General features: G+C 68.3%; 24 protein-coding genes, 1 tRNA gene and 1 other RNA gene. 9 read left to right on the top strand and 17 right to left on the bottom strand.

From position 1 onward, the window contains the following. Nucleotides 1-26 precede the first annotated feature (26 nt). The 3 genes from CT688_RS04995 to ctaD form a co-directional block, all read right to left on the bottom strand. A complete protein-coding gene (locus CT688_RS04995; protein ID WP_107755998.1) occupies nucleotides 27-854 on the bottom strand; it encodes an aminoacyl-tRNA hydrolase in 828 nt (275 codons plus the stop codon). Next, nucleotides 851-2,080: a phosphoserine phosphatase SerB gene (gene serB / locus CT688_RS04990; RefSeq protein ID WP_107755997.1), complete on the bottom strand. Its 1,230-nt coding sequence runs from the start codon at nucleotides 2,078-2,080 to the stop codon at nucleotides 851-853. Before serB ends, CT688_RS04995 begins: the two co-directional genes overlap by 4 nt. A 176-nt stretch (nucleotides 2,081-2,256) precedes the next feature. Next, a complete protein-coding gene (gene ctaD, locus CT688_RS04985; RefSeq protein ID WP_107755996.1) occupies nucleotides 2,257-4,017 on the bottom strand; it encodes a cytochrome c oxidase subunit I in 1,761 nt (586 codons plus the stop codon). 250 nt (nucleotides 4,018-4,267) lie between these two features. Here ctaD and CT688_RS04980 point away from each other — a divergent pair, with 250 nt between their 5' ends. From CT688_RS04980 to CT688_RS04950, 6 genes are all read left to right on the top strand, one after another. Next, entirely contained in the window at nucleotides 4,268-5,431 is a 1,164-nt protein-coding gene (locus CT688_RS04980; protein ID WP_231750501.1) for an ABC transporter substrate-binding protein, read from the top strand. A gap of 192 nt (nucleotides 5,432-5,623) precedes the next feature. Then, complete coding sequence (locus tag CT688_RS04975) at nucleotides 5,624-6,004, top strand: GyrI-like domain-containing protein (RefSeq protein ID WP_107755995.1); 381 nt, start codon at nucleotides 5,624-5,626, stop codon at nucleotides 6,002-6,004. A gap of 147 nt (nucleotides 6,005-6,151) precedes the next feature. Next, on the top strand, nucleotides 6,152-7,720 hold the full coding sequence (gene istA / locus CT688_RS04970) for an IS21 family transposase (RefSeq protein WP_231750298.1): 1,569 nt from the start codon (nucleotides 6,152-6,154) through the stop codon (nucleotides 7,718-7,720). Further along, nucleotides 7,717-8,487 carry an ATP-binding protein gene (locus tag CT688_RS04965; RefSeq protein WP_107755567.1) on the top strand — a complete coding sequence of 257 codons (771 nt, stop codon included), beginning with the start codon at nucleotides 7,717-7,719 and terminating at the stop codon, nucleotides 8,485-8,487. The genes istA and CT688_RS04965 overlap by 4 nt, the downstream gene beginning before the upstream one ends. A 291-nt stretch (nucleotides 8,488-8,778) precedes the next feature. Next, on the top strand, nucleotides 8,779-9,600 hold the full coding sequence (locus CT688_RS04955; protein WP_107755994.1) for a MerR family transcriptional regulator: 822 nt from the start codon (nucleotides 8,779-8,781) through the stop codon (nucleotides 9,598-9,600). 11 nt (nucleotides 9,601-9,611) lie between these two features. Beyond that, entirely contained in the window at nucleotides 9,612-9,989 is a 378-nt protein-coding gene (locus tag CT688_RS04950; RefSeq protein ID WP_107755993.1) for a nuclear transport factor 2 family protein, read from the top strand. Between the two features lie 10 nt (nucleotides 9,990-9,999). Here the strand turns inward: CT688_RS04950 and nrdF are convergent, their stop codons facing one another. The 5 genes from nrdF to ykgO all read right to left on the bottom strand — a co-directional run bounded on the left by nrdF (nucleotide 10,000) and on the right by ykgO (nucleotide 14,631). Then, nucleotides 10,000-11,016 (bottom strand): class 1b ribonucleoside-diphosphate reductase subunit beta, encoded by a 1,017-nt coding sequence (gene nrdF, locus CT688_RS04945; RefSeq protein WP_107755992.1) that lies wholly within the window; start codon nucleotides 11,014-11,016, stop codon nucleotides 10,000-10,002. 55 nt (nucleotides 11,017-11,071) lie between these two features. Further along, nucleotides 11,072-13,153 carry a class 1b ribonucleoside-diphosphate reductase subunit alpha gene (gene nrdE, locus CT688_RS04940; protein ID WP_231750581.1) on the bottom strand — a complete coding sequence of 694 codons (2,082 nt, stop codon included), beginning with the start codon at nucleotides 13,151-13,153 and terminating at the stop codon, nucleotides 11,072-11,074. Between the two features lie 68 nt (nucleotides 13,154-13,221). Next, nucleotides 13,222-13,668 carry a class Ib ribonucleoside-diphosphate reductase assembly flavoprotein NrdI gene (nrdI, locus tag CT688_RS04935; protein WP_107755991.1) on the bottom strand — a complete coding sequence of 149 codons (447 nt, stop codon included), beginning with the start codon at nucleotides 13,666-13,668 and terminating at the stop codon, nucleotides 13,222-13,224. 55 nt (nucleotides 13,669-13,723) lie between these two features. Continuing rightward, a complete protein-coding gene (gene nrdH, locus CT688_RS04930; protein ID WP_107755990.1) occupies nucleotides 13,724-13,954 on the bottom strand; it encodes a glutaredoxin-like protein NrdH in 231 nt (76 codons plus the stop codon). 554 nt (nucleotides 13,955-14,508) lie between these two features. Then, on the bottom strand, nucleotides 14,509-14,631 hold the full coding sequence (gene ykgO, locus CT688_RS04925) for a type B 50S ribosomal protein L36 (RefSeq protein ID WP_003852698.1): 123 nt from the start codon (nucleotides 14,629-14,631) through the stop codon (nucleotides 14,509-14,511). A 259-nt stretch (nucleotides 14,632-14,890) separates the two neighbouring features. On the opposite strand from ykgO, the gene nadE reads away from it, so the two are divergent. Continuing rightward, nucleotides 14,891-15,742, top strand: coding sequence for an ammonia-dependent NAD(+) synthetase (gene nadE / locus CT688_RS04920; protein ID WP_107758010.1), 852 nt, complete (start codon nucleotides 14,891-14,893; stop codon nucleotides 15,740-15,742). A gap of 28 nt (nucleotides 15,743-15,770) precedes the next feature. Here nadE and CT688_RS04915 read toward each other — a convergent pair whose 3' ends face one another. Together CT688_RS04915 and CT688_RS04910 are read right to left on the bottom strand one after the other, a co-directional pair. Next, the gene (locus tag CT688_RS04915) at nucleotides 15,771-16,865 is read right to left on the bottom strand and encodes a serine hydrolase (protein ID WP_107755989.1); all 1,095 of its coding nucleotides are present in this window, start codon (nucleotides 16,863-16,865) and stop codon (nucleotides 15,771-15,773) included. Nucleotides 16,866-16,924: 59 nt separating this feature from the next. Next, nucleotides 16,925-18,274 (bottom strand): glycoside hydrolase family 1 protein, encoded by a 1,350-nt coding sequence (locus CT688_RS04910; protein WP_107755988.1) that lies wholly within the window; start codon nucleotides 18,272-18,274, stop codon nucleotides 16,925-16,927. A gap of 110 nt (nucleotides 18,275-18,384) precedes the next feature. On the opposite strand from CT688_RS04910, the gene CT688_RS04905 reads away from it, so the two are divergent. Beyond that, nucleotides 18,385-18,804, top strand: coding sequence for a YccF domain-containing protein (locus CT688_RS04905; protein ID WP_107755987.1), 420 nt, complete (start codon nucleotides 18,385-18,387; stop codon nucleotides 18,802-18,804). On the opposite strand, the gene CT688_RS04900 is transcribed toward CT688_RS04905, so the two are convergent. After that, nucleotides 18,756-19,628 carry a helix-turn-helix domain-containing protein gene (locus CT688_RS04900; protein WP_107755986.1) on the bottom strand — a complete coding sequence of 291 codons (873 nt, stop codon included), beginning with the start codon at nucleotides 19,626-19,628 and terminating at the stop codon, nucleotides 18,756-18,758. The genes CT688_RS04905 and CT688_RS04900 overlap by 49 nt on opposite strands. An 84-nt stretch (nucleotides 19,629-19,712) precedes the next feature. Here CT688_RS04900 and CT688_RS04895 point away from each other — a divergent pair, with 84 nt between their 5' ends. After that, a complete protein-coding gene (locus CT688_RS04895; RefSeq protein ID WP_107755985.1) occupies nucleotides 19,713-20,219 on the top strand; it encodes a glyoxalase/bleomycin resistance/extradiol dioxygenase family protein in 507 nt (168 codons plus the stop codon). 103 nt (nucleotides 20,220-20,322) lie between these two features. Here CT688_RS04895 and CT688_RS04890 read toward each other — a convergent pair. The 6 genes from CT688_RS04890 to ftsE form a co-directional block, all read right to left on the bottom strand. Beyond that, a tRNA-Ala gene (locus CT688_RS04890) sits at nucleotides 20,323-20,395 on the bottom strand. 133 nt (nucleotides 20,396-20,528) lie between these two features. Further along, nucleotides 20,529-21,272, bottom strand: a complete 744-nt coding sequence (locus CT688_RS04885; protein ID WP_182613808.1) for a thioredoxin domain-containing protein — start codon at nucleotides 21,270-21,272, stop codon at nucleotides 20,529-20,531. A 190-nt stretch (nucleotides 21,273-21,462) separates the two neighbouring features. Then, nucleotides 21,463-21,836, bottom strand: a transfer-messenger RNA (tmRNA) gene (gene ssrA / locus CT688_RS04880). A gap of 102 nt (nucleotides 21,837-21,938) precedes the next feature. Next, entirely contained in the window at nucleotides 21,939-22,448 is a 510-nt protein-coding gene (gene smpB, locus CT688_RS04875; protein ID WP_107755983.1) for an SsrA-binding protein SmpB, read from the bottom strand. 59 nt (nucleotides 22,449-22,507) lie between these two features. Further along, nucleotides 22,508-23,410 (bottom strand): permease-like cell division protein FtsX, encoded by a 903-nt coding sequence (gene ftsX / locus CT688_RS04870; RefSeq protein WP_107755982.1) that lies wholly within the window; start codon nucleotides 23,408-23,410, stop codon nucleotides 22,508-22,510. Further along, the gene (ftsE, locus tag CT688_RS04865) at nucleotides 23,410-24,099 is read right to left on the bottom strand and encodes a cell division ATP-binding protein FtsE (protein WP_107755981.1); all 690 of its coding nucleotides are present in this window, start codon (nucleotides 24,097-24,099) and stop codon (nucleotides 23,410-23,412) included. The genes ftsX and ftsE overlap by 1 nt, the downstream gene beginning before the upstream one ends. Between the last annotated feature and the right edge of the window lie 39 nt (nucleotides 24,100-24,138).

The following is a 24,138-nucleotide window of genomic DNA, read 5'->3' as shown; positions in this document are numbered from 1 at the left end:
TGTCAGTCGCCGCCCGGCGTCGGGCGTCAGCCCTGGTCGACGGCGATGACCGTCAGCGAGCCCGGCGCGACCTCCGTGAACCCTGCGTCGACGACAGCGGCCACCCCCGGGGCACGAGCGGACACGGCCGCCGAGAGCTCTCGCCACCGGTCGGGATCCGCCTCCCGAACCGCCACGCGGAACCCGTCGTCGATCCACCGCTCGAGCCGGTCGCGGTCCATCTCCGCCATCAGCACCATCACCCCGTGGCCGACCTGGGCGGCGGCTTTACCCACGGACATCTCCAGCGTCCTGTCCACCCACACGACCGGCACACGCGGCGGCGGGGGGCCCGGATCATCCCGCTCGAGGTCGGTGCCCCCGATCTGCAGACGGCCGAGGCGCGGGTCCACGTCGTCGACCGGGCCGGGGACGAACGCCCTGGCCGCGCACCCGTCCACCTCGCGGGTCACCCCCTCGACCTCGAGAGCGGTGCGCCACTGCGCGCCTCGCGCACGCCGCGCGATCTTGCGCATCCTGGCATCCAGCCACGCCGCGTAGTCCTCGTGCCACGGTCCGCCGGGGGCCACGCGCTCGTCCAGGCACAGCGCGGCGACGGCGGCCGCGACCGCCTCGAGCAACGGGGTCCGACCCGGCGGGTCCGCCTTGGGCAGGTGCAGCACGATCGGCATCGACCGAACGGTGTCGCGGTCGTCGGGATCCTCGGCCCCCGCCGACCCCGCGCGGAGCCGCGAGTGGCACCAGTCGAGCGCGGCTCCGGTCGCGGGCGCTCCCGCCGGTGGCGCGTCGGGATGCGGACCGTCGGTCAGGGGCTCCTCGGGACGCGGTCCGTCAGCCTGTGCTCCGTCGGTCACTCGAGCGGAACGCGGCGATAGGTTCCGGCGGCGGTGTCGGCCGCCTCGATCTCATCGCGCGTGATGCCGAGGACGAACAGGACCGTGTCGAGGAACGGCTTGGACAGAGACGCGTCGGCCACTTCACGCAGAGCGGGCTTGGCGCAGAACGCGATCCCCAGCCCCGCGGCGGAGAGCATGTCGATGTCGTTCGCCCCGTCCCCCACGGCGACGGTCTGGCTCAGCGAGATGCCGAGCTCCTCGGCGAACTGGCGCAGGTACTCGGCCTTGGCCTCCCGGTCCACCACCTCGCCGACGACCCGGCCGGTGAGCACCCCGTCCTCGATCTCGAGCGTGTTGGCCCGAGCGAAGTCGAGCCCCAGCTCCTCGGCGAGACCCGCGATCACCTGGATGAACCCGCCCGACACCACACCGCAGCGGATGCCCAGTCGCTTGAGGGTGCGGATGGTCGTGCGCGCGCCCGGGGTCAGCACGATATTCGCCGCGACCTCGTCGAGGACGTCGGCCGGCAACCCCTTGAGCGTGGCCACCCGTTCGTGGAGCGACTGGGCGAAGTCCAACTCACCCCGCATCGCGCGCTCGGTGACCGCACGGACCTCGGCCTCCCTGCCCGCGTGTGCTGCCAGCATCTCGATGACCTCGCCCTGGACCAGCGTGGAGTCCACGTCGAACACCACCAGGCGCTTGGAGCGGCGTCCCAGGCCGGCGCCGTCCACCGAGATGTCGACTCCGTGCGCGTCCGACAGGGGTGCCATCGCTTCGCGCAGTCGCGCGTCGTCCGCGGCGTCGCGACCGGCCGTCGAGACATGCAGTTCCAGACCCGTGACGGGGTAGTCGGCGATCCCCCGGATCGTGTCGATGTTCGCGCCGATCGACGCGAGTGACCCCGATACCGCGGAGAACGCCGACGCGGTGACCGGGCTGCCGAGGATCACCACCGCGTGGGTGGAGGGCGGGGTGGGAGGCGCGATGTCGTCGAACTGGACCTCGAGTTGCATCCCCAGTTCGTGGATCTGCTCGGTGAGCTCGCGGACCACGGTCACGACATCGGCATCCGACTCCACCCGGACCATGAGGCCGAGGGAGAGGTGCCCGTTGACGACGACCTGTTCCACGTCCACCAGGTCGGCGTGGTGGGAGGCGAGGACCGACATGACCCTCGCGGTGACACCCGGCCGGTCGGGGCCGGTGACGGTGAGGAGTGCCGGGGTGCCGGGGGTGCTCACGTGTGCTCCTGACGAGTGCTTGATCTGGCGGGTGGTCCTGGTGTCCGGGAGGCGGGTTCAGACCGAGGCCGGTGGTGAAGGGTCCGGGGCGACACGCGCCGAACCCCGCCGGAGGGCGAGCCTACCGACGGGGTTCTGCGGGGACCGGAGCCCGTGGGTGAGTACGGGCGGCCGGGTCAGCCCTTCTGCGGTGACGTGCCGCGCTCGGCGACGTCCTTGACGGCGGCCGGGTCCTGGGCCGCGGCCCGGCCACCGACGTGGGCCTCTGCGCGCATGCGCTCACTCATGTGCGGGTAGTGGAGCTCGAACGCCGGGCGCTCGGAGCGGATCCGGGGCAGGGTCACGAAGTTGTGACGCGGCGGCGGGCACGAGGTCGCCCACTCGAGCGAGTTGCCCGCACCCCACGGGTCGTCGACGGTGACGATCTCGCCGTAGCGCCAGCTCTTGATGACGTTCCAGATGAACGGAAGCATCGCGATGCCGAGGATGAACGACCCGATGGTCGAGATCTGGTTGAGGACGGTGAAGTTGTCCGTCGCCAGGTAGTCGGCGTAGCGACGGGCCATGCCCTGGTTGCCGAGCCAGTGCTGCACGAGGAACGTGGTGTGGAAGCCGATGAACATCAGCCAGAAGTGCAGCTTGCCCAGCTTCTCGTCGAGCATCCGGCCCGTCATCTTGGGGAACCAGAAGTACACGCCGGCGAACGTCGCGAACACGATGGTGCCGAAGAGCGTGTAGTGGAAGTGCGCGACGATGAAGTACGTGTCCGAGATGTGGAAGTCGATCGGCGCCGCGGCCATCATGATGCCGGTCAGACCACCGAAGAGGAAGGTCACGATGAAGCCGAGCGCGAAGACCATCGGCGTCTCGAAGGTCATCTTCCCGCGCCACATCGTGCCGATCCAGTTGAAGAACTTCACACCCGTGGGAACGGCGATGAGGAACGTCATGAAGGAGAAGAACGGCAGGAGGACGGCGCCGGTGACGAACATGTGGTGCGCCCACACCGCCATGGACAGCGCGGCGATCGCGAGGGTCGCGAAGATCAGACCGGCGTAGCCGAAGAGCGGCTTGCGGGAGAAGACCGGGAAGACCTCGGAGACGATGCCGAAGAACGGGAGGGCGAGAACGTACACCTCGGGGTGGCCGAAGAACCAGAACAGGTGCTGCCACAGGATGGCACCACCGTTGCCCGGATCGTAGATGCGACCACCGAACTGGCGGTCGTAGAAGACGCCGAGGGCGGCGGCGGTGAGGAGCGGGAAGATCAGGAGGATCAGCACCGACGCCACCAGGATGTTCCAGGTGAAGATCGGCATACGGAACATGGTCATGCCCGGCCCGCGGAGGCAGATGATCGTGGTGACGAAGTTGACGGCGCCGAGGATGGTGCCGATACCGCCGATGCCCACGCCGAGGATCCACAGGTCCGCGCCGACGGCCGGCGAGTGGATCTTGTCGGCGAGCGGCATGTACATGGTCCAGCCGAACGCGGCCGCACCGCCCGGGGTGATGAACCCGGAGAGCATGATGATGCCGCCCGCCGTGAACAGCCAGTAGCCCAGGGCGTTCAGTCGCGGGAAGGCGACGTCGGGGGCGCCGATCTGCAGCGGCATGATGTAGTTCGCGAACCCGACCACGATCGGGGTTCCGTACAGCAGCAGCATGACCGTGCCGTGCATGGTGAACAGCTGGTTGAACTGCTCGTTGGACAGGAACTGCATGCCCGGGACGAAGAGCTCCGCCCGGATGAGCAGGGCCATGAGCCCGCCGATGAAGAAGAAGACGAAACAGGTGACGATGTACATCAGGCCGAGCAGCTTGTGATCGGTCGTCGTCATCATCTTCCACACGAACGAGCCCGGCCGGGCGGAGCCCGTGGGTTCGCCCGGCGGATGGTCGAGATCGTCGACCGGCTTGGGGGCCACTGCGGTCATAAGGGTCCTCCTGAACGCCTCACCCGACGCCGCGGGTCGAACCACCGACCCCACGTCGAACGCAAAGGAATAGTGCGTGAGGGCAATCCTAACCCTCCGCTGAGAGCGCCCACCACTCACCCCGCCGAACTCGTCGGGGTGGGTCATCTGCGGTGATCCGCTTTCGTGACGACACGCCCGGGATCGCCCTCCGACCCGCCGCGACCTCCTCTTTGACCACGCTGAGCACCCATCTCCTAGGCTCTGCTGCATGACCGATCACGCGCCGGGCCGTCTCCGCCATCGCGGACGGGGGTACCCTTCCACCCCCGCGAGGGTCTCGGTCGGCATCGCGGGGGCCCTCGTCGCCGGTCTGGCGCTCTCCGGGTGCGGGCCCTCCCCCGTCGACATGGTCGAGCACCCCGTCACCACGACCCCCTCCCGGATGGCCGGTGCGGAGCTCCAACGCTCGGCCGAGCCGGAGGAATCGTGCGCGCCCGCACCGGTGCCGGCCGAGTTCCCCGGAAACGGGGTCCGAGAGGTCGCGTCCACGGATCCTGCCGAGGCGACGGTGGAGGTCCCCCGCTCTCCGGAACGGATCCTGGCCCTCGGCAGCGGGGCCGTGGACGTGGCGTGCGCTCTGGGCCTGCAGGACCTCGTCGTGGGGACCTCCGGACTGCCCCACGATGCCGACGTCTACCTCCCCGCGAACCTGGTGGGACTGCCCGACCTCGGTATCGCCGGCGACTGGCGGGCCGAGGGCGCCGACTTCGACGCGGATGCCGCCGCGAACGCCGCCCGGGACCTGAACCCCGATCTCATCGTGCTGGCCGACTCCCCCGATCCCGACCCCGATCTGGCACGGGCGTTGTCGGCTGTCGCGCCGACCGTCGTCTACGACGCGCGGAGCCTGAACTGGGCCGAGAGCACCGAGGCGATCGCCGACGCCTACGGTCGCCCCACGGCCGGCGGAGACCTCCTGTTGGATGTGATCGACCGGGCGCGGTTCACCGCGGACGCGACCACCCCGAGAGACACCTGGGTCTCGCTCGTCTCCGTCTCCGACGGGGGCGAGATCGAGGTCCAACGGCCGGACACACTCGGCAGCCTCATGCTCGAGGCCGTCGGTGCCGGCCGGCCCCCCGCCCAGCGCACCCGGGACGGACAGCGGATCGGGCCCGCCCCGGAGTCGCCTCCGGTGGGTGACGAACTGGGCGGGGACGTGATCTTCGCCGTGGTGGGTGGCAGTGACCGCTCCGAGAAGTCCGCGCGGGAGGCGTTCGCCACCGAGCGGTGGACGGACCTCGACGCGGTGGGGGCCCGCCGCATGTTCGTGGTGGACCGGGCCGTGTGGGAGGGCTCCGGTCCGGTGGCCGCACGAGCGGTCCTCGACGACATCAGGAGTTCCATCAACGGGATCGCCCCGGACGGCTAGACGGGGACGGTCGTCGCCCCGGGACAGGTGGTCGGCGACGGTCGTCGCCCCGGGACAGGTGGTCGGGGCACGGCAGTCGAGCCGGTCGGATCGCCCGCCCGGTGGGCCCCGCTTGACCTTGCCCCTGGGGGAGGCGGTGGAGTGGGTCCAGGCGGCTCTCCGCCGTCACGACACCGATCAGAGGAGCACCCGATGGGCTTGGAGATCACACCGCAGGACCGCCCGGAGACCCATTATGTCGGCATGGCCGTCACGGCCCGGTTCTCCGAGTTCGGTTCACCCGGCGGTCCGAACGAGATGATCCCCCTCGTCTACCAGTGGCTCGCGGACCACGGCATCGCGCCGCGGAGTGGTCCGCTGTACATCTACCGGAACGTCGGCGCTCCCGGGGAACCGGTCGACCTGACAGTCGCCGTGCCTGTGGCCGAGGCGGTCGAGCCAACGAACGGTCTGGTGGCGGGAAGCCTGCCCGCCGGGGAATACGTGGTCGGTCGCCACGTGGGAGAGCCCGACGAGATACCCGCCGCCCACGTGAGGGTGCAGGAATGGGCCGACGTGGCGCGTAGGGCCTGATGGTTGCGCAGATCCATCGACCCGGTAGCAAGATTCTGGATACCCGGTAGCGGCGGGTTGGTGTGTGCTCGGCTGAGGGCGACGGCACAAGGGGTGTCGTCGTTCGTGGCATGAGAGGCGGGATCCGTGGCGGATTACCGAAGGATTATGGCGCTGTTGCTCCAGGGCCGCAGCTACCGGGAGGTCGTGGAGACGGCGGGCTGCTCGCACCGTGACGTCGCGCGGGCCAAGCAGGTGATCGGAATGAACGGCATCACCTCAGTGGAGGGCGTCTCGGATGCGGAGGTCGCCGGATGGTTCCCCGACGGGCGACGGCGGGTCTCGGATGAGTACGAGCGGCCGGAATTCGAATCTGTACTCCAAGCGCTCAAGCACCGTCGCCACTTCACCTTGCTGCAAGGGTGGCGTCGGTACGCCGATGCCGCCGGCACGGGGAAGAAAAAGTACGGATACGCGCAGTACTGCGCCCTGTTCTCCGAGTGGGCGCGAACGAATGACCTGGTCGCGGTCCTGCGCCACGAGCCGGGCCGGGCGATGCACGTGGACTGGGCCGGGGACACCCTCGACGTGGTGGACCGGGCCGACGGCGTAGTGGTCAAGGCCTACTTGTTCGTGGCGGTCCTGCCGTACTCGGGCGCGGTGTTCTGCCGGGCGTATCCGGACATGAAGTCCGAGGCCTGGCTGGACGCCCACGTCCAAGCATTCGCCTTCTTCGGGGGCGTGCCCCAGCTGGTGGTTCCCGACAATCCGACCACCTCGACGCACCAACGACACAAGGGCGATGCAGAGCGGGTCGTCAACGCCCGCTACCAGCAGCTGGCCGACCATTACCAGTGCGCCATCGTCCCAGCTAGAGCCAAGAAACCAAGGGATAAGGCTGCCGCAGAGTCCGCGGTGAACGTGGTGAACCTACGCGTCATCGGCTATCTCGAGGGCGAGACGTGGTTCTCGGTGTCCGAGCTCAACGAGGCGATCGACGAGCGGGTGCGCGAGGTCAACCGCGACCTGAGGCGAGCCGACGATTCCACCCGGTGGGAGCGCTTCGAAACCGAGGAGCAGCACCTGCTCACAGCCCTGCCGGATGCCCGGTTCGAGGAGGTGGCCTGGAAGCAGCTCAAGGCCGCCCGCAACTACCACATCACCGCCGACTACCAGCATTACTCAGTGCCGTACTCGCTGGCCGGGCAGCTGCTGCGGGTTCGGCTGACCTCGAGCCGAGTCACGGTGTTCAACGGCAACGAAGTCGTCTGCGAGCACCCGCGGCTGAGCGGCCGCAAGGGCCAGTACTCCACGCTCGCCGAGCACGTGCCAGACAAGCACCGCGACATCGACGGCCTATGGTCCAGGACCTGGTTCAGCGATCGCGCCCGCAGCTTCGGTCCGGCCACCCAGGAGGTGATCGAGCAGATCCTGGACCGCCACCAGATCGAGGCCCAGGGGTATCTGGACTGCCAGAACATCCTGGGCGGACTCGGCAAGAAGAACCGACAGCGCCTCGAGGCCGCCTGCGGAGAACTCCTGGCCCGCGGCGGCTATCCCACCTACACCACCCTCAAGCGACTGATGGCCGCGATCGACTCCGATGCCAAGGCGCCCAGGACCATCAGGCCCGCAGCCTCAACCCGCAAACACACCGAGACCCGAGAACCCGGACCCGAGGTCTACGTCCGCGACGCCTCCCACTACGAAATCGGCAGTCAGGGGGCAGGGCAGTGACGTTCACCGACATCGACTACGACAAGTTCCGCGCCCTGCGCGTGACCAGGGTCGCCGCCCGGCTGGAGCAGCTCATCGGCGACGAAGCCAACGACGAGCTGACCCCCGAGCAACTGTTCCTCACCGCCGTGGATGATGCCCTCGAAGATCGCCGGGCACACAAGGTCGACAAACTCATCCGGGCCGCCGGGTTGCCGATCCCGGAGGCGAATGTCGCCGAGCTCGACTACCGGGAGGGCCGAGGGATCAACCCGGTGCGGATGAAACGCTACGCCGCCCACGACTGGGCCGCCGACCCCACGAACCTGCTGGTCATCTCCCCAACCGGAGGAGGAAAAACGTACCTGGCCTGCGCCATCGGCATCGCCGCCTGCCACAACGGCCACGCCGTCACCTACGCCAGAATGGACTCGCTCGCACGGCAATTGGTCATCACCCGCGCCGACGGGATCGCACACCAGAAGCTGCTCAACGATCTGTCGAACACCGATCTGCTGATCATCGACGACTTTCTCACCGTCGGCATCGACAGCGACGCCGCCTCCGACCTGTTCGCCATTCTGGCCAACCGAGAACACCGCCTGCCGACGATGATCGCCTCGCAGACAGGACCGGCCCACTGGGTCGCAGAACTACCCGACCGGGTCGCCGCTGACTCCATCGTCAACCGTCTGGCCAACAACGCGCGGACGATCAACCTCGGCCAGATCGATATGCGCCGACAGCGCCAAGACCAGGCTCGCACCACCGACGGCTACTGGGAGTAAACGCCAGCGGCTGCGGCCCCGCCCAGAAGCAGGGGCCGCAACCGACCCCCCAGAACAGCGCTACCAACTCCGTGGACTCGCGCAACCGAGTAGCCCTACGCGCCACCGACGCGCACGGACACCCTCTCGGTGAGCGCCGGGACGGCAGCGGAGCACCCTGGACGGGCCACGCCGAGCACTTCCTCACCGACCCGGGTGTCCACCCGGACCCCTCGACGTGGGTGACGGAGCTTGTGTACAAGACGATCTGAGGTGAGAGCGGCGCCACTACACTCGCCCGGTGGGTGAATCATGGCCGAGTTGATGACCATCGGTCAGTTCGCGGCGGCGACCTGGCTCTCACCCAAGGCGCTGCGGCTCTACGACCGCAAGGGGCTGCTCTCGCCTGACACCGTCGACCCTCACAGCGGCTATCGGAGATACAGCCCGGCTCAGATCGATGCGGCCCGACTGATCACCATGCTTCGACGGATCGACATGCCACTGGACGAGATCCGCACGCTCATGGAGCGCTCGCCGGAGGAGCAATCGGCGCTGATCGCGCACTTCCGTGAGCACGAGTCCGAACAGCACGCCCGACGACAGTCCCTGGCCCGGTACCTGCAGCACGCGGTCGCGTCAGGGTCGTTGGACGTCGACGGGCAACCCGGGGTCTCGACATCCGGCGTCACCACCCGCGTGGTGCCCAGGACCCCGTTCCTGTCCGCCACGCGGCACACCGCGGCCAGGGATCTTCCCGGAGTCATCCGGGACAACGCGACCCGGCTGTCGTCCCTGGCGGAGGATCGAGGCGGTGCGAGCGGTCGGGTCATCGTGATCTACCACGGGCAGGTCGGCTGGGAGTCGGACGGCCCCGTCGAGGTCTGTGTACCGATCGAGGACGCGGACCGCGCGCACCGTGTCGAGGAGGAGCACGTGGAGTTGTTCACCGGGGTGCCCACCGCAGATGTCCAGTTCCCACGCATCCTCACCGCATTCGAGGCGGTGCACCGTCGGGCCGTCGAGCTCGGACTCGCGCCCGCCGGGCCACCGAGAGAGGTCTACGAGCCGGCGCCACCGGGCCGGATGCCGCGCTGCGAGGTCGCTCTACCGGTGCGCGAGATGACGAGGTGACAGGAGGGGCGATGGAGATCAGCCTGCCGACCGACTGCGGGAACGCCCCCCGGATGGGCATAGTGGGCGACTTCGCCGTGAACTGGGCCACGGGACACACGGAATCGGTGTCCGAGTGGCTCGCCGAGGACATGACCTGGACGCTCCTCGGCGTCGGCATCTACCGCGGCCCCGAGGCGGCCGGAGAGGTCGGTCCCGCCTTCACCCCTGAGCGTGTCAACGTCGTCTCCGTCATCACCCACGGTCGCGTCGCGTCGTGCGACGGCCACCTGGAAGCAGGAGGACGGCGTCTCTACTTCAGCCATGTCCTGCGCTTCGCCAGCACATCCAGGACCGCGAGAATCGCTGAGGTGCGCAGCTATTGCATCGAGACACCAGGCGTCCGGTGATGCGCCCGCCTCAGAAGTCCCAGTCCTCGTCCTCCGTCGCCACGGCCTTGCCCATGACATAGGAGCTGCCCGAGCCCGAGAAGAAATCGTGGTTCTCGTCGGCGTTCGGGCTGAGCGCCGAGAGGATGGCGGGGTCGACGTTGGTCTCGTCCTTGGGGAACATCCCCTCGTAGCCGAGGTTCATCAGCGCCTTGTTGGCGTTGTAACGCAAGAACTTCTTGACGTCCTCGGTCCACCCCACGGTGTCGTAGAGGTCCTCGGTGTAGTCCGCTTCGTTGTCGTACAGCTCGAAGAGCAACTCGAAGGTGTAGTCCTTCAGCTCGTCGCGCTCCGCCTGGCTGATGTGCTCCAGACCGCGCTGGTACTTGTAGCCGATGTAGTACCCGTGCACCGCCTCGTCCCGGATGATGAGCCGGATGATGTCCGCGGTGTTGGTGAGCTTGGCGCGCGACGACCAGCGCATCGGCAGGTAGAAACCCGAGTAGAAGAGGAACGACTCGAGGAGGGTCGACGCGACCTTGCGCTTGAGGGGGTCCTCGCCCGAGTAGTACCCGAGGGTGATGTGGGCCTTGCGCTGCAGGTAGGTGTTCTCCTCCGCCCAGCGGAAGGCGTCATCGATCTGGGGGGTGGAACAGAGCGTCGAGAAGATCGTGGAGTAGCTCTTGGCGTGGACCGACTCCATGAACGCGATGTTGGTGAGCACCGCCTCCTCATGCGGGGTCGCCGCGTCGGGGATCATGCTCACCGCGCCGACCGTCCCCTGGAGGGTGTCCAGCAGGGTCAGTCCGGTGAACACCCGGGTGGTGAGCTCCTGCTCCGAGTCCGTCAGGGTCTGCCACGACGGGATGTCGTTGGACACCGGGACCTTCTCCGGCAGCCAGAAATTGCTGGTGAGCCGGCCCCAGACCTGGTCGTCGACCTCGTCGGTGACGCGGTTCCAGTTGATCGCCGACACCCGGTCGACGAGCCGGGGGGCGACCCCGGCGGCGGGGCTGTGGGATCCCGGAGCGTGCAACTCGGCGGTCATCGGATCTCCTCGTGGTGGCGGGGGCGGTTCGGGTCGCAGGCCTGCGGCACCGGCGTCAGAGCATGCACGAGACGCACCCTTCGACCTCGGTGCCCTCGAGTGCGAGCTGTCGCACGCGGATGTAGTACAGGGTCTTGATCCCCTTGCGCCAGGCGTAGATCTGGGCGCGGTTGACGTCCCGGGTGGTGGCCGTGTCCTTGAAGAACAGGGTCAGCGACAGGCCCTGGTCCACGTGCTGGGTGGCCGCGGCATAGGTGTCGATGATCTTCTCGTACCCGATCTCGTACGCGTCCTGGTAGTAGTCCAGGTTGTCGTTGGTCAGGTAGGGCGCCGGGTAGTAGACGCGGCCGATCTTGCCCTCCTTGCGGATCTCGATCCGGGAGGCCACGGGGTGGATCGACGAGGTCGAGTTGTTGATGTAGCTGATCGATCCCGTGGGCGGTACGGCCTGGAGGTTCTGGTTGTAGATGCCGTACTGCTGCACATCGGCCTTCAGCGCACGCCAGTCGTCCTGGGTGGGCACCGCCACGCCGGCGTCGGCGAACAGCTGGCGCACCCGCTCGGTGGCCGGCTCCCACGCCCGGTCGGTGTACTTGTCGAAAAACTCGCCGGAGGCGTACGTGGACTCCGGGAATCCGGCGAACCAGGTCCCCCGCTCCCGGGCGAGGAGGTTCGACGACCGGATCGCGTGGTAGAGGACCGTGTAGAAGTAGATGTTCGTGAAGTCCACGCCCTCCTCGGATCCGTAGTGGATCCGCTCGCGCGCGAGGTAACCGTGGAGGTTCATCTGCCCCAGGCCGATCGCGTGCGACTCTGAGTTGCCGCGCTCGATCGACGGGACCGAGTCGATGTGGGTCTGGTCGGACACCGCGGTCAGGCCCCGGATCGCCGTCTCGATGGTCGCTCCGAAATCCGGGGAGTCCATGGCCTTGGCGATGTTGAGCGAGCCGAGGTTGCACGAGATGTCCTTGCCCACGTGCGAGTAGGTGAGGTCCTCGTTGTACGTCGACGGGGTGGAGACCTGGAGGATCTCCGAGCACAGGTTCGAATGGGTGATCTTGCCTGCGACCGGGTTGGCCCGGTTCACCGTGTCCTCGTACATGATGTACGGGTACCCGGACTCGAACTGCAGCTCAGCGAGGGTCTGGAAGAAGTGCCGTGCGTTGATCTTGGTCTTCTTGATCCGGCTGTCCTCCACCATCTCGGTGTAGTGCTCGGTGACGTCGACGTCCGCGAAGGGCTTGCCGTAAATCCGCTCGACGTCGTACGGCGAGAACAGGTACATGTCGTCGTTGCGCTTGGCCAGTTCGAACGTGATGTCCGGGATCACGACGCCCAGCGACAGGGTCTTGATGCGGATCTTCTCGTCGGCGTTCTCGCGCTTGGTGTCGAGGAACTTGAAGATGTCCGGGTGGTGGGCGTGCAGGTACACCGCGCCGGCTCCCTGGCGGGCGCCGAGCTGGTTGGCGTAGGAGAAGGAGTCCTCGAGCAGCTTCATCACCGGGATGACGCCGGAGGACTGGTTCTCGATGTGCTTGATCGGGGCGCCGTGCTCGCGGAGGTTCGACAGCAGCAGCGCGACCCCGCCACCGCGCTTGGACAGCTGCAGTGCGGAGTTGATGTTGCGTCCGATGGACTCCATGTTGTCCTCGATACGCAGGAGGAAACAGGAGACGGGCTCACCGCGCTGCTTCTTGCCCGAGTTCAGGAACGTCGGGGTGGCCGGCTGGAACCGACCGTCGATGATCTCGTCGACCAGGCGGCGGGCCAGGGTCTCGTCGCCGTCCGCGAGGGTGAGGGCGACCATGCAGACGCGGTCCTCGTAGCGCTCGAGGTAGCGCTTCCCGTCGAAGGTCTTGAGCGTGTACGAGGTGTAGTACTTGAACGCGCCGAGGAATGTCGGGAAGCGGAACTTCTTGGCGTAGGCGTGATCGAACAACTCGCGCACGTAGTTGCGGGTGTACTTGTCGAGCACCTCGCGCTCGTAGTAGTTCTTGTCGACCAGGTAGTCCAGCTTCTCGTCCAGGTTGTGGAAGAAGACCGTGTTCTGGTTGACGTGCTGGAGGAAGTACTCGCGCGCGGCCTCACGGTCCTTGTCGAACTGGATCCTCCCGTCCGCGTCGTAGAGGTTGAGCATGGCGTTGAGCGCGTGGTAATCCAGGCGCTGCCCCTCGCCCGCCTCACCGGCGATGGTGCCTTCGGGGGTCACGGTTGGTGCTGCCAAAACTCTTCCAATCCCTCACGGACGCGGATGACGTCCTCATGTGTGCCCATCAGTTCGAACCGGTAGAGGTACGGAACCCCGAGCTTGCGTGCGATCACATCGCCGGAGACCGCGTAGTCCGCACCGAAGTTGGTGTTGCCGGCGGCGATGACACCCCGGCAGAGGCTTCTGTTGTGCGCGTTGTTCAGGAACGCCACGACCTGTCGTGGGACCGAGGCGCCGGTCCTCCCGGTGACCTCGAGGCAACCCCCGTACGTCGGGACGATCAGAACATACGGGTCCGACACGACCGGCGGGGCATCGGTCCTCCGCGTGGGGATCCGCAGCGCCGGGAGCCCGAGCCGGTCGACGAACCGCTTGGTGTTCTCGGAGACGTTGGAGAAGTAGACGATCCTCACCGGCTCGGTGGCCGGCAGCGGAGCCGCCATGACTGCCCCTTTCGGATTACACGTGTTCCGGGAGCCCCCCGGTGTCGGGCAGGTGTCAGGCCGCGACGGTGACGAGAGCCTTGATCCGGTCCGGCCGGAATCCCGACCAGTGCTCGGTGCCGGACACCACGACGGGGGCCTGCAGGTAGCCGAGAGCCATCACGTACTCCCGCGCCTCGTCGTCCACCGAGATGTCGACCACCCGGTACTCGACGCCCTGCTTGTCGAGGGCCTTGTAGGTGGCGTTGCACTGGACGCAGGCGGGCTTGGTGTAGACGGTGACCATCAGTCGTGGACCTCTTTCGGCACGGGCGCCGCGGAGGCGCGAGGGGTACTTCTCGGACGGTCATCGGTTCCGGCTCGTGAGCCCGGCTTGTGGATAACCGCGGTGTCTGTCAGGGTTCGCAGCCCGAATGCCACGAGTGGTATTCATCGGGTGCCGCAACGCCTTAGACACTACCCCTAGTGTCCGACGAGTCAATGGACCACAACATTTTGGTCTTACAACGGTGGTATTCCCAGGTCGCGATCCCGCCTTGTGGACACCGCCCACCCCCGGCTGGACAGAGCGTCCCAGATGCCGACGCGCCGCTCCCCGGACGCCACACTGCCACGCCCGAACACGCGTCGGGAACCCGGTCCGGCGCCCCACAGGCCGTCCCCAAGCGCCCCACATCCTGTCCCCACCCGCTCCACAGGCGCGCCCGGTCACGCGCCCGTGATCGCCGGCCCCGACGGACCGGCATCGACGGTTCGGCACCGCCCCACGACGACGAGGGCCCGCCACCGGCGAACCGGTGACGGGCCCTCGCGGGTGCGTGGGCTCCCACGCGGACGGACTCAGCCCTGGCGGGCCTTGAAACGGGGGTCCTTCTTGTTGATCACGTAGACCTTGCCGCGACGACGGACAACCTGGGCGCCCGGCTTGTTCTTCAGCGACCGAAGGGACTTGCGGACCTTCATCTGGCGCTCCTTAGGCTCTCGGGGCGGCCGTGATGGCCGCCGACACGACTGGGATGACTGCGCGACACGTCCGACCCGGAGGTCGGATGCACGACACACAACTGGTCCATCGTAACGGACTGCCCCGTCAGAACTCCAACCGGCGATTCCGTGCGTCGACCCTGTCCCCGTCCGTACGTCACGCCGTGTCCGCCCCGCATGTCACCCAGAAGTCACACTGGGTTTCTATGCTGACGCCATGACCCAGTCCTCTCCCGGCATCAGCGCGCTCCGCGCGTCCATCATCCACGAACTCGGTGTTCGCCCCGACATCGATCCGGCGCAGGAGGTGGATCGTCGGGTGGCGTTTCTGGCCGACTACGTCCGCAGCACCCCGGCCACGGGGTTCGTCCTCGGCATCAGCGGTGGCCAGGACTCCACCCTCACAGGTCGACTCTGCCAGCTCGCCGCGGAGAAGCTGCGCGACGAGGGGCTGCCCAGCGCTCGATTCGTCGCCATGCGCCTGCCCCACGGCACCCAGGCGGACGAGGCCGACGCCGTCGTGGCCCTGGACTTCATCCGACCCGACGCCCGCGTCACCGTCGACGTTCAGCCCGCGTCGGCCACCATGTCAGCGATTACTGCCGAGGCGTTGGAGGTGCTGCCCGACCACGGGGGTCCGCTGCGGGACTTCGTCCGGGGCAACGTCAAGGCGCGTCAGCGGATGGTCGCACAGTACGCCGTGGCCGGGCAGCTCGGACTTCTCGTCGTGGGCACGGATCACGCGGCCGAGGCGGTCACGGGGTTCTTCACCAAGTACGGCGACGGCGGGGTCGATCTCACCCCGTTGACTGGCCTCACCAAGCGCCAGGGCGCCGCGCTCCTGCGATACCTGGGCGCGCCGGAGTCGACCTGGCGAAAGCTCCCCACCGCCGATCTCGAGGACGACCGGCCGGGACTGCACGACGAGGAGGCGCTGGGCGTGACCTACGAGCAGATCGACGACTATCTCGAGGGCCGCGACGGCGTGTCGGCGGAGGCCGTCGACCGGATCGAGCAGCTGTTCCTGGCCACCCGCCACAAGCGGGCCGTCCCGGCCACTCCTCTGGACACCTGGTGGCGCGAGGGGTGAGCCCCCGCGGTCGCCCACCGCCGATCGGTCACCGCAGCAGCGCCCACACGGTGTCCAGCGCCTCCGCCGTCCCCGGTACGTCGTAGGACTGCGTGGTGAACACCGCCGCGCCGCGGCCCGTGCGCCGGTCGACGTATGCGATGGTGCCCAGTCCCCCGGCCCAACCGACGACCCCGCCGGGACGGACCTCGACCTGCATCCCGTACCCGCAGCCGGGTCCGATGAACCCCTCCGCGTCGGCCCGCTGCCGCGCGGTCAGGTGGTCGGCCGTCATCACCTCCACGGACTCCGACCCCAGGACCACCCCACCGTCGACCAGGACGTCGAGGAATTCGAGGTGGTCCGAGACGGTCGAGGTCAGCCCGCACGCCAGAGACTCGAAGCGCGGCGGGTGGGCGAACCGGTCACCGGTGTCCAGCGCCCGTAAGCCCCCGTCGGGGCCGGGCCCGTAACTGGTGGGGAGTCGGTCGGGGTCGGCGGTGAACCCCACGTCCGCGAGACCGAGCGGGCCGGTGACGTGGTCGGCCACCAGGTCGGACACGGTCGCTCCCGTGGCCCTCGCCAGGAGGACACTCAGCACGTCGCTGCTGGTGTGGTAGTGCCAGCCCACCCCGGGCTGATCGGCCAGGGGCAGCGCGCCCAGCAGCCGCAGGTACTCGTCCGGCTCCATCGGAGGCGCGAAGGGTCCCGGCGCGATCTGTCGCTCGACCATGGCGACGGTCAGAGGACTGCCCTCTCCCGCCCATCCGACGCCGGCGGTCATGGTGAGCAGGTGTCGCAGGGTGATCTGTCGGCCGGCCGGCACGGTCCGGTCGATCGGTGCGCCGGGCCGGGTGAGGACCCGCGGGGCCGACAACTCCGGCAGAAGGGTGGAGACCGGGTCGTCGAGTGCGAGGATCCCGAGCTCGACCATCCGCAGCGCGAGCACGCCGCCCACCGGCTTGGTGTTGGACGACAGGGGGAACACCGTGTCCGGGTCGAGCGCGGGCCCGTCGGGTGACCGCGACCCGCCCGCTGCGATCAGCGTCCGGCCATCCTGCCGGACCCCGCAGACGAAACCCGTGAGCCGCCCGGCGTCGACCAGGGCGTCGAGCTCCCTGACGACGGTGTCGAACCGATCCATGGGATGACCCTACGTCCGCCCGGCCCGGCGGTGACAGGTTCTCCTCTGAGCGCCCGCGGTCAGCGACCCAGCCTCGCGAGCGGCCCGTGAACGTCGACCGGATCCAGGCAGGTGTCGGGGATCGTCCCCAGCGAGCACACACCCACCGGCAGAACCGGGCGGTAGCCCTCCGGGACTCCGCCGCGCGCGATCACGTCCCGGTAGGCGTCGACCCCGGAGGTCGGCCTGCGCTCGAGCAGCGGATCCGTGAGTACGTCGACCCGGTACAGGCCGAAGCGGGAGTCGTATGTTCCCCACTCGTAGTTGTCGACCAGAGACCAGTGGTTGTATCCGATCACCGGGTAACCGTCGGCGGCCGCGCGCTGGATCCAGAAGACGACGTCCCGGAGGTAGTCGCCGCGCTCGATCCCGTCCTCCCGGTGCCCGTTGTGGGTGGGCATCCCGTTCTCGACGATGTACAGCGGCTTACCGGGAAAGTGCCGCGCGTAGTGCACGATCGACTCGTACATCCCTTCCGGTTGCGGACGCACGCCGGCGAAGTCGTCCCACGCGGCGCGGATGGTGGTGAGGTTGTCGAGCGCGATTCCGTAGTAGTAGTCGATCCCGATGAAGTCCAGCTCCTCGCGGATGTGGTTGAGCAGCAGGTCGTCGGTGGCCGGGGCGAACGCGGGGAGGTACGCCTCGTTGGCGGTCACCATCGCCTCCGGGTCGGCGCGGTGCGCGGCGTGGTATCCCAGCTTGTGGGCCGCGACGACGTTGTCGCGGAACTCGGTGAACTGGTGCAGGCCGACCAGGCCGATGCGAAGTTCGTGGCTGAAGAACACCAGGGGCTCGTTGAAGGTGACCCACATCGTCCCGTCGCCGGCCCACCGCTCGGTGACGAGCTCGGCGTAGCGGCCGAAGGCCTCCACCGCGTCCGGCGAGAGGAAACCGCCCCGGTCGACGAGCCATCCGGGGTACACGTAGTGGACCATCGTGATCATGGGCGTCATCCCGTGCGCCCGGATCGTGTCGAGGATGTGGTCGTACCGACGCAGCGCCCCCTCGTCGTACCGCCCCGGCTCGGGTTCGATGCGGGACCACTCCACGCTGAGACGGAAGGTGGTGACGCCCATGTCGGCGGCGCGCGCGATGTCCTCCGGGTATCGGTTCCAGAAGTCCACCGCGTCGTTCACCGGGTCGGCCTCGCCGCGGGCGGCCGCGGCGTCGACGTAGCGCTTCCAGTTGGAGTCCCTATTTGAACCCTCGACCTGGAAGCCCGAGGTGGCCACCCCCCAGTGGAACCCCTCGACCATCCGAGATTCGGCACGCGCCAGCGCGGAACCCGTGATCAGGACGGTAGCGACCAGTGCGATGACGAGCGCCGGGGCGAGCAGGAGCCTGGTGACAACACTCTTACGGGGAGTCATCCTCCCAACATCACACACGCCGGGCCCGCCGTCAGCGGTTTGGCCTCACGCCGTGCACCGGGGCCCCGGAACCGGTTACCGGGGTCCGAGTCGACGACTACCGTGAGGAGATGCGAACCCTGGGGAACGTGCTCTGGTTTCTTCTCGCCGGCTGGTGGTTGGCACTGGCGTACGTCATCGCCGGGGTCATCGCCTGCATCCTGATCATCACCATCCCCTTCGGCATCGCCTCGTTCCGACTCGCCGCGTATGTCCTGTGGCCGTTCGGCCGGCGGACCGAGTTCCGCCGGGACGCCGGTGCGCTCTCGATGCTCGGGAACATCCTGTGGATCCTGGTGCTCGGCTGGGAGCTGGCGCTCGCCCACCTGGTCGCGGGGTTGCTGCTGTGCCTGACGATCGTCGGCATCCCCTTCGGGATCGCCTGTTGGAAGATGGTCCCGCTGGCACTGCTCCCGCTCGGCCAGCGGATCGTCCCCATCCGTCACCCGTCCGAGGATCCCTTCGCGGCGGCGCCGGGCCCGCGACGGTAGGAGCGGGGGCTCAGTCCGAGGACCGTGCGGAAGTCCGCGCTGAGGTGGGCGTGGTCGGAGTACCCGAGGTCGGCGGCGACCCGGGCGATCATCACAGTGGGGTCGTCGCGTAGCCGCTGCGCGGCCTCCTGGAGTCGGTACCGACGGATCATCTTCAGTGGTGGCAGGCCCACGTAGCGGCGCGCGAGCCGCTGCACGGCACGCGTCGAGATCCCCAGGGCCGCGGCGACCTGGTCCACCCGCACGATCGACCGGTCGGAGGCGATGAGGTCCTCCATGGCGTTGGCCAGCATCCCGTCGGCACCAGGCGCCGCCAGGGTCGCGGCGGCCCAGGCCGAGAAGGCGCGCACCGCCTTGTCGCGCGCGAGGGGTTCGCGCTGGTGGTCGCACTGGTCGACCCCGCGCTGGTCGGATGGTCGCGGCTGGTCGACGACGTCGTCCCCCATCGCCGCGCCGACGGCGCGATGCAACTCTGCTGCCTCGACCGGTGTCTCGGCATCGCGGAGCTCCTGCGGCGCGGTCGACAGGGAGGCCAACCCGGCGGGTCGGAGCAGGGCTCCGACCGCCCACCCGCTGCCACTGAGGTCACGGTGGGAGATGCCGGTCGTCGGTCCGGAGAGGGTCACGCCGGAGGGTTCGACGACGAGGTTGGACGCGGGAAACGGCAGGAGTTCCTGCCGGGAGGTCCTGCCCGGTGGCAGACTCCACCGCGGGATCCAGAACCACCGGATGCGGTCGCGCAGGTCGACCGGGGCCTCCTGGCGGTGGAAGGTGGGCAACCGGTCCGGGTAGAGCACTCCGCGCCGATCTGCGAGCTCCGACATCCTCTCCCCTCCCTCACTCCTCCGCCGCGACTGACGTCGCGAATCTTCAAGCCATCAAAGTGCGGGCACTTCTAGGGTCATCCCATGACCGACACCACCTCGCCCCGGACCGGGGCCACCGGGCAGCACACCACAGACGGCGTCCCCCACGGCTCGACCAGCCTCACTCCGTTTCTCGCGATCGAGGGCGCGAAGGGGGCCGTCGAATTCTATTCCTCGGTCTTCGGCGCCCGGGTGGTCGACGTGACGGAGATGGGAGGGGTCGTCGTCCACGCCGAACTCGACTTCGGCAACGGCCGGTTGCAGTTCGGCGAGCCGAGCCCCGACTACGGGCTCGTGCCCGCACCCTCCGGAGGGGTGGCCTGCTACTCGCTCGGGCTGTACTGCGCGGACGTCGACGAGGTGGTGGACCGCGCGGTCAGGGCCGGCGCGACGGTCCGCGAGCCGGTGAGCGAGTTCGTCTCCGGCGACAGGTTCGCCTCGATCGTGGACCCTTACGGCGTGCGCTGGTCGATCATGACGCGCGTCGAGGACCTGTCCGAGTCGGAGAGCGCGCGACGCGTCGCCGAGTGGGCCGCGCAGCAGGGATAGCCGTGCGGTCACGCCCTCACCCACCATGGAAATGAATAGGAGCCCGACCAGTGGCCGGGCTCCTATCAGTGCGAACCGTCCGTCGCCGGATCGGTCCTCCGGGTGGAGCTAAGGGGACTCGAACCCCTGACCCCCACACTGCCAGTGTGGTGCGCTACCAGCTGCGCCATAGCCCCGTGCTCATTCTCCTGCCGTTCACCTCTCGGCGACCGGCCCGACCAAAGTTACACCATCCCGCTTCGGCCCTCCAAATCGCCTCCGGCCCCGCCCTGGACGGGCGGGGCCGGAGGCGATCCGCGTCGACCCGGGTCAGGAGATGATGTTGTCCAGCCAGGCCGGGTCGCCGAACTCCACGACCTCACCCTCGTAGGCGACGGTGGGCGTGGAGACGCGGTCGGTGACCTCACGGATACTGTCCTGCGAGTTGTCGGCGGTGTCCGAGGCCTTCTCCATCCCGCCGTTGGTCTCCACGTTGCCGATGCACTCGACGGTGTCCGCGTTCGCGCCGGCCGCCTCGGCCGTGGACGCCAGCTCCCGGGCGGAACGGTCGCCCCCGCCCTCAGCGGGTTGCTGCGCGAAGAAGGCGTTCTTGACCTCGAAGAAGGTGGGCATCGAGTCCTTGGCAGCGACGCACTGGACCGCGGCGATGGCCCGCGTGGAGTATTCGCCCGAGGCCGACTGGCGGTCGAGGAAGTTGAGGGTGTGGTACTCCACCCGCAGGTCACCGGCCTCGACGGCCTCTGCGATCGGGACGCCGTACTGCCTCTCGAACGAGGCGCACGCCGGGCACATGAAGTCCTCCCAGATCTGGACCGTCGGAGCGGCCTCCTCCCCCACCGTGATCACGCCCGTGTCCGAGATCTCGATCAGCTCATCCGCCGTCTCACCGAACGTGATGGGGTTGGCCTCGCCCCCTCGCTGGGCCATCCACACCACGCCACCGAGGACCAGGACGGCGACGGCGATCAGCGCCGCGACCGTGATCAGCATGCCGTTGTTCTTCTTGGTCTGGAGCACCTTGGTGCTCTTGTTGCCTGCGGACTTGGCGTTCACGTGGGCGTGGGCCTTTCTCTACTGGGACATCGTCGGCCCGTTCGGGACGAGCGGCGACTACAGCGAGGGTACCGAAGCCGCCTGAGTCCTCTTTCAGGTGCTTCGAGGTGCCGCACAGGCGCCTGGAGGTGGGAGGACCGTCGAAATGCACCGAACCCCCGGTCGATGGTCGACCGGGGGCTCGGCCCGATGGTGGAGCTGCCGGGAATTGAACCCGGGTCCTCCGCAGCATCGGCAGGGCTTCTCCGTGCGCAGTCCGCGTTGGCCTCTACTCGGATCTCGCCCTCATGCGGACATGTCGGCGATGACGATCCCAGTCACTGTTGGATGTCCCGACCCACCCCGTGACCGGGTGAGCCGGTGATCCCTCTAGATGATGCCGGTGACCGGGGCGAGGGCGACCCCGGGCCGACAGACTACGGGCTCGCTATCAGGCAGCGAGGGCGTAGTCGCGCTGATTGGTATCGGCGCGTAATTGGTTGCCACGACGCTTACGGTGGTCTCTGGCCTGCACCGGCACGCTTCCCCTGCGTCAACTCACGTAGTCGAAACCACATCAGCCCCGTCAGGACCGCCGACTCTCATCGACGGACCACCGATCTTACCCCGACCGAGGTCGAGTCGCCAGGGTGATGTCCGTCTCCACACCACCCCTGCGCGACCGGATCACGCGTGCATGCCCTTGATCTTCCTGCCGAGCTCGCGGACGGCCTCGCGCTCGGCGGTCCTCCTGGCGATGTCGTGCCGCTTGTCGTGCGCCTGCTTACCGCGAGCGACGGCCAGTTCGACCTTCACCCGTCCGTTCACGAAGTAGAGGGACAGGGGGACCAGAGTGGCGTTGCCGTCCCGCACCTTGCCGACGAGGGAATCGATCTCGCGCCGGTGCAGTAGGAGCTTGCGGGCCCGCTTGGGCGCGTGATTGGTCCAGCTCCCGTGCGAGTACTCGGGGATGTGGAGCCCGCGGAGCCACACCTCGCCGTCGTCGATGGTCGCGAACGCGTCGACCAGCGAGGCCTGTCCCTCACGCATGCTCTTGATCTCCGTGCCCAGGAGCGCGATGCCGGCCTCGTGGGTGGACAGGATCGAGTACTCGTGGCGGGCCTTGCGGTTGCTGGCGACCACGCTGCCGTCACGGCCGAGGGTCGACGCGCCCTTCTTCTTGTTCTTCTTGGCCACGCCGGTTCACCTCCTCGTCCGTCCGTCGGGCAGATCCCCCAGTCTAGATCAGCGCGGGATCACTGCCGAACCGTCACCCTCAGGGTGACCCACGCCGTGAGGGCGGACACGACCGCGCCCGCCACGATCAGCCCCGGGGCGAGCGTCAGGATGTCGGCGGTGGTGATCCGTTCCACCAGGTTCGCCCGGTACGCCTCCGCCAGCACCCTGTCGAGGAACACGACCTTGGCCCCCAGGAGTCCACCGACCGCGAGCAGCGAACCGACCACCGACGCGAGCACGGCCTCCACCACGAACGGGAGTTCGGTGTACCAGCGGCTCGCGCCCACCAGTCGCATGATGCCGAGCGCGGTCCGGCGGGTGAAGGCCGCGATCTGCGTCATGTTGGCGATGAGCAACACGGTGGCCAGGAGTTGGACCACCGCGACGGCGAAGGCGGCGTTCCGGATGCCGTCGAGGACCGAGAAGACGCGCTCGACCAACTCCCCCTGGCCCTGCACGACCTCGATCCCCGCGATCGCCCCCAGGTCCGCGGCCACCGACTCGGCCCGGGTGGGGTCGTCGAGTGTGAGGGTGAACCGCGAGCCGAGGGCGTCCGGCGAGGTCGACTCCACGAGGACGGGGTCGGTGGAGGAGAACAGCTCGACGAACTCCTCGTACGTCTCCTGCGGGTTCTTGTACTCCACCGACGCCACGCCGGCCGTGGCCTCCAGCTGGTCCCGGATCTCACCACACGCGGCAGTGCAGTCGGGGTCCTCGATGGAGATGGGACGGTCCACGTAGACGCGGAACTCGTTGAGGTAGTCGTACTTCGCCTGGCTGGCCGAGGCGGTCATCACCACCAATACGCCCGCGCCGAGCATCGCCAACGCGACGGCGGTGGTGATGATCATGGCCAGCGTCATGGACAGGTTCCGACGCAGCCCCTGCCCGACCTCGGACGCGATGAACCGCGCGGCCATCAGCGTCCCACCCCGTAGGTGCCGCTGGCGTCGTCCCGGACGACCATCCCGTCGACCAGCTCCACCACGCGGCGCCGTGACCGGTCGACGATGTGGCGGTCGTGCGTGGCCATGAGGACCGTGGTGCCGGTCCGGTTGATCCGGTCGAGCAGCAGCATGATGTCCTCGCTGGTCTCGGGGTCGAGGTTGCCGGTCGGCTCGTCGGCGAGCAGCAACCGCGGCCGGTTGACGAACGCCCGGGCGATGGCGACGCGTTGCTGTTCGCCACCGGAGAGCTCGTGCGGCCGACGTCCGGCCTCACGGGCCAGTCCGACCATCTCGAGCGTCTCGGGAACGACCTTGTCGATCGTGCGGCGGGAGGTGCCGATCACCTGGAGCGCGAAGGCCACGTTCTCGGCCACGGTCTTGCTCGGCAGGAGGCGGAAGTCCTGAAAGACGCAACCGAGCGAGCGGCGCAGCGTGGGTACGGACGACGCCTTCATCCTGGTGAGGTCGTGGCCCGCGACGACCAGGGTCCCGGAATCGGGCCGGTCTTCGCGGAGCAGCAGACGCAGGAACGTCGACTTTCCCGACCCGGACGCGCCGATGAGAAATGCGAATTCGCCCTCGGCGATCTCGACGCTCACGTCGGACAGAGCCGGGCGCGTCGAGGACGCGTACGACTTGGTCACATGGGAAGCACTGATCACACGAGCAGCCTAGCGTTACTCCTGCAACATGTGGAGGCG

The organism is Dietzia sp. JS16-p6b, assembly GCF_003052165.1.
Classification (GTDB): Bacteria; Actinomycetota; Actinomycetes; order Mycobacteriales; family Mycobacteriaceae; genus Dietzia.
This window is presented reverse-complemented; position numbering and strand designations above follow the sequence as displayed.

What these genes read in the sequence shown, in the direction of transcription:
- ctaD (WP_107755996.1), bottom strand. Translation starts at nt 4,017, where the DNA reads ATGACCGCAGTGGCCCCCAAGCCGGTCGACGATCTCGACCATCCGCCG.
- CT688_RS04980 (WP_231750501.1), top strand. Translation starts at nt 4,268, where the DNA reads ATGACCGATCACGCGCCGGGCCGTCTCCGCCATCGCGGACGGGGGTAC.
- CT688_RS04975 (WP_107755995.1), top strand. Translation starts at nt 5,624, where the DNA reads ATGGGCTTGGAGATCACACCGCAGGACCGCCCGGAGACCCATTATGTC.
- istA (WP_231750298.1), top strand. Translation starts at nt 6,152, where the DNA reads ATGGCGCTGTTGCTCCAGGGCCGCAGCTACCGGGAGGTCGTGGAGACG.
- CT688_RS04955 (WP_107755994.1), top strand. Translation starts at nt 8,779, where the DNA reads ATGGCCGAGTTGATGACCATCGGTCAGTTCGCGGCGGCGACCTGGCTC.
- CT688_RS04950 (WP_107755993.1), top strand. Translation starts at nt 9,612, where the DNA reads ATGGAGATCAGCCTGCCGACCGACTGCGGGAACGCCCCCCGGATGGGC.
- nrdF (WP_107755992.1), bottom strand. Translation starts at nt 11,016, where the DNA reads ATGACCGCCGAGTTGCACGCTCCGGGATCCCACAGCCCCGCCGCCGGG.
- nrdE (WP_231750581.1), bottom strand. Translation starts at nt 13,153, where the DNA reads ATGCTCAACCTCTACGACGCGGACGGGAGGATCCAGTTCGACAAGGAC.
- nrdI (WP_107755991.1), bottom strand. Translation starts at nt 13,668, where the DNA reads ATGGCGGCTCCGCTGCCGGCCACCGAGCCGGTGAGGATCGTCTACTTC.
- nrdH (WP_107755990.1), bottom strand. Translation starts at nt 13,954, where the DNA reads ATGGTCACCGTCTACACCAAGCCCGCCTGCGTCCAGTGCAACGCCACC.
- ykgO (WP_003852698.1), bottom strand. Translation starts at nt 14,631, where the DNA reads ATGAAGGTCCGCAAGTCCCTTCGGTCGCTGAAGAACAAGCCGGGCGCC.
- CT688_RS04915 (WP_107755989.1), bottom strand. Translation starts at nt 16,865, where the DNA reads ATGGATCGGTTCGACACCGTCGTCAGGGAGCTCGACGCCCTGGTCGAC.
- CT688_RS04910 (WP_107755988.1), bottom strand. Translation starts at nt 18,274, where the DNA reads ATGACTCCCCGTAAGAGTGTTGTCACCAGGCTCCTGCTCGCCCCGGCG.
- CT688_RS04905 (WP_107755987.1), top strand. Translation starts at nt 18,385, where the DNA reads ATGCGAACCCTGGGGAACGTGCTCTGGTTTCTTCTCGCCGGCTGGTGG.
- CT688_RS04900 (WP_107755986.1), bottom strand. Translation starts at nt 19,628, where the DNA reads ATGTCGGAGCTCGCAGATCGGCGCGGAGTGCTCTACCCGGACCGGTTG.
- CT688_RS04895 (WP_107755985.1), top strand. Translation starts at nt 19,713, where the DNA reads ATGACCGACACCACCTCGCCCCGGACCGGGGCCACCGGGCAGCACACC.
- ftsX (WP_107755982.1), bottom strand. Translation starts at nt 23,410, where the DNA reads ATGGCCGCGCGGTTCATCGCGTCCGAGGTCGGGCAGGGGCTGCGTCGG.